Origin of the sequence: Microcystis sp. LE19-41.2A, from assembly GCF_027530405.1 — a bacterium.
In the GTDB taxonomy this organism is placed as follows: Bacteria; Cyanobacteriota; Cyanobacteriia; order Cyanobacteriales; family Microcystaceae; genus Microcystis; species Microcystis aeruginosa.
This window is the reverse complement of the sequence record NZ_JAPZQJ010000191.1, coordinates 1-10,075: the sequence shown is the minus strand read 5'-3', so window position 1 is coordinate 10,075 and position 10,075 is coordinate 1. Positions and strand designations below refer to the sequence as shown.

6 protein-coding genes and 2 pseudogenes are annotated in these 10,075 nt (G+C 43.8%); 5 read left to right on the top strand and 3 right to left on the bottom strand.

Going from position 1 to position 10,075, the window contains the following annotated elements; translation table 11 throughout:
- Positions 1-143 precede the first annotated feature (143 nt).
- The 4 genes and pseudogenes from O9290_RS08625 to O9290_RS08610 all read left to right on the top strand — a co-directional run.
- Positions 144-455 (top strand): annotated as a pseudogene (locus O9290_RS08625) (ISL3 family transposase); the annotation flags it as partial.
- A 195-nt stretch (positions 456-650) separates the two neighbouring features.
- Positions 651-1,043: pseudogene (locus O9290_RS08620) on the top strand (ISAs1 family transposase); the annotation flags it as partial.
- Positions 1,044-1,127: 84 nt separating this feature from the next.
- A complete protein-coding gene (locus O9290_RS08615; RefSeq protein ID WP_288055152.1) occupies positions 1,128-2,225 on the top strand; it encodes a sulfotransferase family protein in 1,098 nt (365 codons plus the stop codon).
- Between the two features lie 285 nt (positions 2,226-2,510).
- On the top strand, positions 2,511-3,506 hold the full coding sequence (locus tag O9290_RS08610) for a lysylphosphatidylglycerol synthase transmembrane domain-containing protein (protein ID WP_288055150.1): 996 nt from the start codon (positions 2,511-2,513) through the stop codon (positions 3,504-3,506).
- Positions 3,507-3,892: 386 nt separating this feature from the next.
- On the opposite strand, the gene kaiC is transcribed toward O9290_RS08610, so the two are convergent.
- The 3 genes from kaiC to O9290_RS08595 all read right to left on the bottom strand — a co-directional run bounded on the left by kaiC (position 3,893) and on the right by O9290_RS08595 (position 6,949).
- On the bottom strand, positions 3,893-5,455 hold the full coding sequence (gene kaiC / locus O9290_RS08605) for a circadian clock protein KaiC (RefSeq protein ID WP_002760201.1): 1,563 nt from the start codon (positions 5,453-5,455) through the stop codon (positions 3,893-3,895).
- Between the two features lie 193 nt (positions 5,456-5,648).
- Positions 5,649-5,963, bottom strand: a complete 315-nt coding sequence (gene kaiB / locus O9290_RS08600) for a circadian clock protein KaiB (RefSeq protein ID WP_002733742.1) — start codon at positions 5,961-5,963, stop codon at positions 5,649-5,651.
- 56 nt (positions 5,964-6,019) lie between these two features.
- On the bottom strand, positions 6,020-6,949 hold the full coding sequence (locus tag O9290_RS08595; RefSeq protein WP_288032703.1) for a circadian clock protein KaiA: 930 nt from the start codon (positions 6,947-6,949) through the stop codon (positions 6,020-6,022).
- Positions 6,950-7,446: 497 nt separating this feature from the next.
- Between O9290_RS08595 and O9290_RS08590 the strand changes: the two genes are divergently transcribed.
- A complete protein-coding gene (locus O9290_RS08590) occupies positions 7,447-9,834 on the top strand; it encodes an ATP-binding response regulator (protein WP_288055148.1) in 2,388 nt (795 codons plus the stop codon).
- Positions 9,835-10,075 lie beyond the last annotated feature (241 nt).

The window sequence follows — 10,075 nt, the reverse complement described above, 5'->3', positions numbered from 1 at the left end:
TGGTGAGAGAGAGTCTATCTTTCTCTAAAAAAATGGAGAATCACGTTGGGGAACCCTTTGGTATTTTATCCATGACTACAATGCACAGCAAAGCAAAGGATTAAGCCGCCATCACTACTACCGAATCACCACCAGAGAATTGACCAAATTTGAAAAAGATGCACGAGTTAAAGGAAGAATTTAGAAAGATTTATGAAACCTCAGAGAATCCGACAGAAGGACTGCTATCTATCTCAGAATGGTTGGCAAAATCCTCCAGTGTTTTTACCAAGAGTTGTCAAAAAATCCGAAACTGGTTTGGAGAAATCATTAGTTATTTTGAGCGAAGGACAACGAATGGGGTGGTCGAGGGAATCAACAATAAACTGAAACTAATAAAACGGAGAGCCTATGGCTTTAGAAACTTTCGGAATTTTTGGGTTAGAAGTATGTTATCTTGGCATCTTGTATGTTGATTTAGCATAAAGGGTAACGAAGAGCCAAGCGGGGTAGTAATTTTTAGGCAGTGGTTTGAGAAGCTCTTTTATGAGTTTTGAGAAATTCGTCATCAGGGCAAACTCCCTATTGTGAGGGGGAATAAGTTGTCTAGATTCTATCTATAATAGCATTTTTTGTCTGACTTTTCTCAACGTTCAACACTTCTAACATCAGTCTTTAATGTAACTCATCCCTTTAATAATGTTTGGGAACACATTAAAAGTTATATCAAAGTGGAAAGGTATGGTGAAAGAGGGGGAGAAGGGTATTATAATTGTGCCTAGTACATTAGTAGTTTGGTAGAAAGTGCTCAAACTTTTGCTCGAAAAATTCGAGGTCATTGGAACATAGAAAATCAGTTGCACTGGGTAAAAGACGTAATTTTTAAGGAAGATACTTTACCTTTAACTGACTTTCAAGCTGTTAGTAATTTGTCAATTCTCCCAACTATAGCTCTAAATCTTTTCAGAGGTTTAGGCTTTTTATCCTTTATCCTTTTATCCATTACAAAGGGGCAAAGATGGCTTGATAACAAGTGGTTCAGGCTTTGCGATTTGTTAGAATGAATCAGCCCTAGGGGCCGCTTGGGAATTCGGCAAAACCTTGGCCAGCCAAGCTATCCGCCAAAAAAACGCTAAAAAATAGTTAATATGTCCAGTTTGTTTCATCCCCTTTGTGGTAGTAACCTTAGTACCCTATTACGTTTATTTTTGACTAATGGCGGCATCGATCGCCCCAATTTCGCCCCGGCAACCCTGGCGCTGGCAGTTACCCTGGCGCGACTGCCTTTTTCTACCCTAGAACGAATTTTGATGACAGGGTTTTATGAGCGCCGCGTGCAGGTAAAAGCACCCATTTTTATTGTCGGCTATTGGCGCAGCGGCACGACCCATCTGCACAATTTACTCGGTCAATCGGAGCAATTTGGCTATATTTCGCCCCTAGCGGTGGGATTACCCTGGGATATCCTCGGTATCGTCCGCTTATTTCAACCGCTGCTAGAATTAGCCCTACCGAGCGATCGCCATGTGGATAACGTCGCTGTTACTCCCGATTCACCCCAAGAAGACTCGATCGCCCTGGCCAGCATGATCCCCCTTTCCTACTACCATGGTTTATACTTTCCCCAACGTTTTCAGTACCATTTCGATCGAGGGGTTTTTTTTCAGGGCTGCAGCGAGAAAGAAATCGCCACTTGGCAGCGTTGGCATACTCATCTATTAAAAAAAGTTTCCATCCATCAAAGAGGCAAACAATTACTAATCAAAAACCACGTTTATGCGGCACACATTGCCAAATTGCGAGCTATCTGGCCCGATGCTAAATTTATTCATATCTACCGCAATCCCTATCGAGTTTTTCCCTCAACCCGCCACTTTTTTACCCGCATCCTACCAGAACTAGCACTGCAATCCTACGATAATTTATCCACAGATGAAATCGAGCAGGTAATTCTAAAAAGTTATCCCCCAATGATCAATTCTCTCCTGCGAGATAGTGCCGATTTACCCGCCGATAGTTTTGTAGAAATTCGTTTTGAAGATTTAGAAAAAGAACCCCTAGCACAAATCGAGAAAATCTACGATCAACTGCAACTTCCCGACTTAAAAATATCTATGCCTCGCTTTGAGAAATATATCGCTAGTCTGCAAGGATATAAAAAAAATAATTATCCCCCAGACCCAAAAGCGATCGAGTTAGTCGAATCCCATTGGCTACCATTTATTCAACGTTGGAACTATTTTTAGTTATCAGTTATCAGTTATCAGTTATCAGTTATCAGTCATAAGTAGGTAGGCGTTAAAAATTATCAGACACCCTCCTTATCAAGGGTAGGGTTGATTCATGAATCAACCCTACCTTATCAAGAGGGGCAGGGGGGATCGAACCTAAAATCCATTTTTAATTTAATTATAACCAGCTACTTAAGTCATAATTCCCGCTCTTTTATATCTTTTAAACAGGATTTAGTATAACTACTTCTTGCCTTTTGCCTATATCCTAACCAAGAAATTAATTTTGCACGACTACTTATGAAATATCTTAAATTTATCTTTCTGGGTTTAGGTTTTGTTTTACTAGGGGTAATTTTACGCAAAACAAATCTGCAAGAAGTTTGGCAACAAATCACCCTAGTCGGTTGGTGGGGAATGACATTAGTAATTATTTTTTATTTCCTAGAATTCCTCACCGATGTTTTTACTTGGCAACTAACTTTTAAAAGCATTCCTATCCAACCTCGATGGACAATTCGCCTATTATTAATTTACATGGTAGGGGCAGCCTTTAATCGCGTGACTCCCTTCGCTTCTTTGGGAGGAGAAGGTTTTAAAGCAGTGATGTTGAAAACTCACTATCAGATTAGCTATAAAGAAACCAGTGCCTCGATTATTCTGACCAAGACATTAAATACTGCTTCCCTTGTCTTCTTTGCAATTATCGGTTTTTTTCTGCTCCTAGCTTCCCCAAAATTCTCCAATTCTTTTAAAACTTTTACCGGATTAAGTCTTGCTATATTCTCCAGTTGTATCCTGATATTTTTCTTGATTCAGCGATTCCGTTTATCCTCCAGAATAGTTAATCGATTAGGTCATTCTTTTTTAGGTGATCGCCTAGTTAAACCTTTAGAAAATCTTCGCAGTGTCGATGATCGTTTAGGGGAATTTTATCGTAATCTGCCCCTATTTAGAAATGGCTTGATCGTCGGTTTTCTCAATTGGCCTCTCGGAGTTTTAGAAATCTATGTTTTAATGCAGTTTCTCCAACATCCGATTAGTTTTGCCGATGCTTGGTTATTTGATTCTGTTGCCCAATTAGTGCGCGCTGGAACCTTTTTTATTCCTGCTAATATCGGTACTTTAGAAGGTTCTTTAGTGCTGCTGGGTGCTTCCTTAACCGGCAGTCTAGAATTAGGTTTAGCGATTTCCGTAATTCGCCGGGTTAAAGATGTTCTCTGGATTATATTAGGTTTATTGATCTGGTGGTTATTTTCCCTAAGACCGACTTTACCCGATCGCTCTTCAAAATAATCTCAATCATACTAAATCCGTTGAGTATAGGTAACATATCAGGATAGGCACTCATGTACTCATGCGCTCATGCAAAAAGGGGAATAAATAATCAGTCTTTAATAACCAGATTTAGTATTATCAGTAACTTTTAAATTAGTACAAATATATGAACAACTGCGTGTAAGCATCCCACCGAAAAACTAATGCGCTCCGGGGTTTGGGGGGTTCTACCCCCCAAAAGTCTGGATTGAGGACAAAAAATCTAGAAAGCACAGTTTTTAAAAATTCGCCTGGTTAAAGATATTCTCTGGATTTTATTAGGTTTGTTGATCTGGTGGTTATTTTCCCTAAGACCAACTTTACCCGATCGCCCTTCAAAATAATCTCCATCAGTCAACCCCCGATTATTCATCCTGTAATTTTTCGCGCACATTGCGAACAATCCGCGATAATTCACTCTTTTCATCGACGCTAATTTTAGTTGGAGAACCACTAATAATCCGCTCGTAATTGCGGAAAGAATCCTTGATATCCGCCCCATCCTGACTGATAGTATATTCACGAATCCCTTTATCGTGCCAAGAACCACGCATCTTAAAGACGTTAATCGCTCGCGACATTTCGCCGCGAATTTCCACATACTGCAACATTAAAATCGTGTCGGTAATCGTAGAAATATGGGATTCGGTGATCGAGTGCGCTCCCATAAATTGGTCGGTAGTATTGGTGAAAAATCCCGTAATTTCCTCCTGTTTGGCGTATCCTGTCACCCCGATCACAAATTGCCGAAAAGCATTATTTGTCACCCCGCGCGCGAGCGCCGATAGAGAATCGATGGCAATACGGGAGGGTTTAAATTCCGAGATTTCCGACTTAATCATCTGTAAATGGTCTTCTAATCCCGCCGATTCCGGGTAAGAACACAACAATTTTAATAATCCCTTGCGTTCCATCTCCTCAAAATCGATCCCCCAAGAAGAAGCATTTCGGGACAATTGGGCGCGAGATTCTTCATAAGCGAACAAAATCGCCCGCTCACCGCGCCTACAGCCTTCTTCCAGAAATTTACTAACTAAGAGAGTTTTACCCGTACCGGTTGCTCCTGTAGCCAAAATAATCGAATCCTTGAAAAAACCGCCCCCACACATATCATCGAGGGTTTTTACTCCCGAAGAAATGCGGACATTAGAGGAGCGCTGAGTTAAACGCATCGCACCGAGGGGGAAGATATTAATGCCATCATTGGTGATAGTAAAGGGATATTCCCCCTTCATGTGGGTTGTTCCCCGTAATTTGAGGATTTCCGCCGTTCTGCGTCGTCTTTCTCCCTCTAGGACGTTCCGCATAATTACCACATTATCAGAGACAAATTCCTCTACACCAAAACGGGCCACCGCTCCGTATTCTTCGATACGTTCCGTGGTCATAATTGAAGTCACTCCTAATAATTTTAACCGGGCCACGAGCCGAAAAATTTCCCGCCGCACCACTGACACCGCTTCGTACTGCTGAAAAACAGCAGTTACAGAGTCAATTGATACCAGTTTTGCTTTATATTTGGTAATTGCGTATTGAATGCGCTCGATCAGGGCCGAAAGATCAAAACTACCCACCACCTCTTGACCTTCCGGATCCGGAGAAGCATCGAGAATAAATAACTTACCCTGGTCAATTAATTCTTCTAAATCCCAACCAAAACTATAGGCATTTTGGATAATATCGGTGGGAGATTCTTCAAAAGTAACAAACAGTCCCGGATAGTCAAAATACTTGATCCCGTGGTAGAGAAATTGCACAGCAAGCAGGGTTTTTCCCGTGCCAGAAGTGCCACTAACTAAGGTAGTTCGCCCCATGGGTAAACCACCGTGAGTGATCTCATCAAAACCTTCAATTAGGGTTCTAATTTTGCGAACACCTTTCGGTTTAATCGGTGGATTCAATTGGCTATTAGAGTTAGATTGAGTCATTATTTATCCAGCGAATATTTAAAGAGTAGGATTTTTATCTAATTTTTCCACAGAAACATATCAGGCCTGACTAGATACTTTATACCATCTTGATGTCCCTTGACTCTTGACTTTCCCATAAACGTACTAGATTACGCCCCGATCATTTCTCCTTCAATAAATATAACCCGTCTAATCACCTATTGCCGAAGGCCTAGCTATCATTTTCTCGTTCACGAATTTCCTCGTACAGTAAGTCTAAACCGATCAGAACCTTCTCTCGATCGGACAAATCACCGATAATTTTCCGCACCGGGGGAGGGAGGACTTTCGCGAGGGTAGGAGTAGCGAGAATCTTGTCTTCCTCCGCTAGTTGCGGGTTTTTCAGCACGTCAATCACCTTGAGCGCATACACTCCCTGAAATTCCTCTTCTAGGATATTTTTCAGGGTTTTCAAGGCACGCACGGAGTTGGGGGTATTGCCGGCGACGTACAGTTTTAAAACATAGGTTTTTTTAAAGACGCTCATAGGTTAAGATAAAAGGGGCTGGGGATACGAGTTTATTGTTATTTATTGGGGAGATTTTAGTCTATTCCCAATAATAAATCATAAGGGATATCCTCGCGAGGTATGGAACGACGATACATTTCCCCCAAGTGAGCAAGGATATCAATGAGAGCGAGACGATAATCTAGGAGAATTTCCTCACTTCTGCCTTCTAATTTTAACTGTTGGGAAAATTCATCCATTAACTCCATGTGAATTTCCAGAATTTGCGACACTGAGAGATCGGTAAAAAAGACATTATTAACCAACTCATCGATCGCTTGATTAATCGGATAATCCTGTTGGAAGTAATTTAAAATAATCTCCCGATAATCTCTTCTTAATTCCCGCAGTAATTCGTTTTTTTCCTCTGGGGCAAGATTGCGATAGAATAGCTGCGGGTTGCGTTTGTAGTAAACACCTAAATAGCCGAGTCTTTCTTTTAATTTTTCCGCTAAACGGCGCTGTTGTAGGAGGAGAAAACTGTGATTATTTTCCACGGGATTTGGTTGGTTAACAATCGTGGTAGGTTCGGAAAAAGAGCAATTAGGAGCTAAATGGAGAAATCGAGCGATCGCTTGGTCGATTACCGAGGTGATGCTGTCTAATTCCTTGACGGTAATTTGTAATTCGGCACTATGATAGAGACAGGTGGGAGAGTCATTCGTCTCGGCAGTGATGTTCTTGTCAGCGACAATGATCACTACTGGCAGTAAAATCCCCCCTTCGTAGAGTTGATTAAAAGTCGGCTGTAGGGAAGGATGAAAGACCACCAGCAAACAATCGATTTTTTCCTTCTGTGCCTCGATATTAGCCAGTAATTCGCTAGAAGACGACCCTAGGGTCAGATGATAGCGTTCATTAGCCAATAAAGCCGTCAAAGAATTAACCAGCCCCGGAGGTGAACTCACTCCCGTCAAGGGTGGGTCCGTTGGGACAAAAGCATAAATAGTCAGTCTCGGAGGCAACGTTTTCTCACCCGCAAGGTAGATAGAAAATAACAAACTATAGGTTAGGCTTTCTCTGTTGAGAAGACAACCCCCTCGCCATCAGATCGGGGAAGTTAAAGTTAACTTTGCTTTTTGGCAGTGGGTATTGTAGTTAATTGTAATCAATGGAGCGGTCCTCTAGATGAGCAAGCGTCATAATCAAGGTAGATTCAAGTTCTAGGACTACTAATAGTTTGGCCATCAGTTTGTTAATTAGGGCTGGCTGAATAAATCTAAAAACCTTGTTGGATAATACTTTTAGACCTTTTTGAAATCCAAAAGTGCCGGGGATGGGAGTGAGCAGGGGGAAAATTCCGGGACTTTTGCCCTGAAAATTAGGTAATTGACCACCTGAAAATCGGTAAAACCCTATACCCTACACCCTACACCCTACACCCTGCCCCCACCGAAAAACTTTTTGCCGCAAACCCTAATTATGCCCTAAAGTTACCGCCACCGCCCACCCAATTATCCCCATGCCTAGCGTTACCCTCAGCCTCCATCACTTTAATCAATCCGTCACTGCCTGTGAATTAATTATTGACCGGGCAAGTCTTTGCGATTTAATTAATACGGGCAATCCAGAAGCGATCGTGGTGGTGGATGAGCGGTATTGTCCCCTAGGACTGATTGAGAGTCAAACCCTGATTGCTTACCTCCTCTATCAACAACAGCACCCCGAAACCAGAAACCCCTCCTCCAGCTGCCTGGATCTGAGCGGTTGGCTGCGTCCGATTATCCCTCTTAACGCTCGCATGGCCGTAAGTGAGTTTCTGGCAACCCTGACGGGAGAAGCGCTCGCCTTAGTCCCCATTTTAGTGGATGCTCAGGGCAAACTGTTAGGACGCTTAGACACGGGCAAACTTCTCCAATTTTGTCTCGGGTACTCGATTCTCGATGATCCTCCCCCGCAGCCCCGCATCAGCGATCGCAATTCCCTCCCCCGCAGCGATCGTCCTCTGGAATTTCTGGAACAATTACCGCTGCCGCTGCTGCTCTACAGTCCAGAAGCGGGAATTTTATACCAAAATCAGGCTTGGTGTCAACAAATCGGGGCGGCTTTCCCCGCTAATATCGATAACTTTCCCTTTGCTTTGGTTAATGACCCCTTAACCCGCCCATCCCCCACTCCTCCCCTGTTTCCCCAGCGTCTAGAAACGGTGACATCGGGTTTAACCAAGACTTGGCGACTGTTGTCCGCGCCGTTAAATTGGGCGGATAATTATCCCTTGCTCGAGAAAACTTCGGGACTGTGGTTACTGTTGGCCACCGATATCACGGAACAACAGCAATATTGTCAGGAATTAGCGGTTAAAAATGCCGATTTAGTCCATTTAAATCGTCTTAAGGATGAATTTCTCGCCTGTGTCAGCCATGAGTTTAAATCGCCCCTCACCGCCGTGATCGGTCTCTCCAATCTGCTGCGGGAACAAAAAATCGGTGAACTTAACCCCCGACAGTCGAAATATGCCGATTTAATCTATCGCAGCGGTCGCCAGTTGATGGCTCTGGTCAATGATCTCCTCGATTTAACCCGCCTGGAGACAGGACAACTAAAATTAACTTTAGCTAGAGTCAAAATCGATCGCCTCTGTCAACGGGTGTACGATACCATCGTCGATAAGTATCCCCAACGTCTCGATCTCCCCGGCAGCTATCGTCTTGACATTGAATCAGGGTTAGATTATGCCCTGGCCGATGAAGCCCGTTTACAACAGATGTTAGTGAATTTGTTAGATAATGCGGTAAAATTCACCATTGATGGCGGTAATTTCGGCATTAAAGTCAATCGTTGGGAAAATTGGCTGGCTTTTACCGTCTGGGATACGGGGATCGGTATTCCGGAAGAATCCCAGCATCTGATTTTTCAGAAATTCCAACAGCTAGAAAGTCCTTTCACCCGTCAATTTGAGGGTGCAGGTTTAGGTTTACTCCTCAGCCAAAAATTAGCGCGCTGTCACGGTGGCGATCTATCCTTTGTCTCCAAGGACCGGGAAGGCAGTCAATTCACTTTACTGCTGCCGGTTGATCCTCAAGGTGCCGAGCAGGAGTCCGCCACTCCCCAGCGTCTGGTGTTAGTGGTGGAAGCTAATCCCCAAGTGATCGAACAGTTTGTCGATCGCTTAAGTGAATTGGGATTAAAAGCCATTATCGCCCGTAGCGGGACCGAAGCGATCGAAAAAGCCCGTCAGTTAAAACCCCGTTGTGTTTTTCTCAATCCCAATCTACCCCTGTTGTCCGGTTGGGATGTGTTAACGCTGCTGAAATCCCATCCCCAAACCAAAGATATGAAAGTTATTGTCACCGCCGCTGATTCCGAGCGCAACCGCAGTCAACAGCAAGGGGCCGATAGTTTTCTGGTTCCGCCGATCACCTCGGCAGCTCTGCAAGCTTGCCTGAATCTGACCGTTTCCCCCATTCCTAGCCGCAAACGGCGCACTGCTCCGACTCTGCTGCGTTTACACGGCCATTATGCCCCCAATTTCTCCGATTTATCTTCCTTTAGCTGGATTTGGAATAATCAATTAGTTCGGGAGAATTATCGTTTTATTGAGGCCGATAGTTGCGAACAGGCGGAACTTTTAGCTGGTGTCTGGGAGGTGGACGCTATCTTAATCGATAGTTCGATCGCAGAAGATTTATACTCTTATCTGCAAACCTTGAGCGAGTCGCAAACCCTAGCTAATTTACCCCTAGTCACCCTTGATGTGGCTGTCACCGAGGTGGCTAATCAAATCCCCGGTTTAGCCGTTTTTCCCTGTTTGGCCCCCCCGACGGAAAACCGCATCGAACAGCTATTAAAGGTAATCGAGACTGCTGATCTGGCTTTTTCTGGCCACTTGAGCGGCGATCGCGTCCTGTAGGGGCGAAGCATTCGGGCATAACCTATCGGTGAAACCGGAGATTTTCTATCCGAATGCTTCGCCCCTACTTTTTGCCGCAAACCCTAAATAGGGTTTGCGGCAAAAAGCTTTTCCTAGGGGCAGGGTGTGGGGTGTGGGGTGTGGGGTGTGGGGTTTTACCGATTTTCAGGTGGTCAACTACCTAATTTTCAGGGAAAAAGTACCTGAATTTTCCCCCGATCCCCGCAATGGCTGGCACTTT

Bases quoted from the DNA above. Each gene is read 5' to 3' on its own strand.
- O9290_RS08590 (WP_288055148.1), top strand. From the start codon at position 7,447: ATGCCTAGCGTTACCCTCAGCCTCCATCACTTTAATCAATCCGTCACT.
- kaiC (WP_002760201.1), bottom strand. From the start codon at position 5,455: ATGACTCAATCTAACTCTAATAGCCAATTGAATCCACCGATTAAACCG.
- kaiB (WP_002733742.1), bottom strand. From the start codon at position 5,963: ATGAGCGTCTTTAAAAAAACCTATGTTTTAAAACTGTACGTCGCCGGC.
- O9290_RS08610 (WP_288055150.1), top strand. From the start codon at position 2,511: ATGAAATATCTTAAATTTATCTTTCTGGGTTTAGGTTTTGTTTTACTA.
- O9290_RS08615 (WP_288055152.1), top strand. From the start codon at position 1,128: ATGTCCAGTTTGTTTCATCCCCTTTGTGGTAGTAACCTTAGTACCCTA.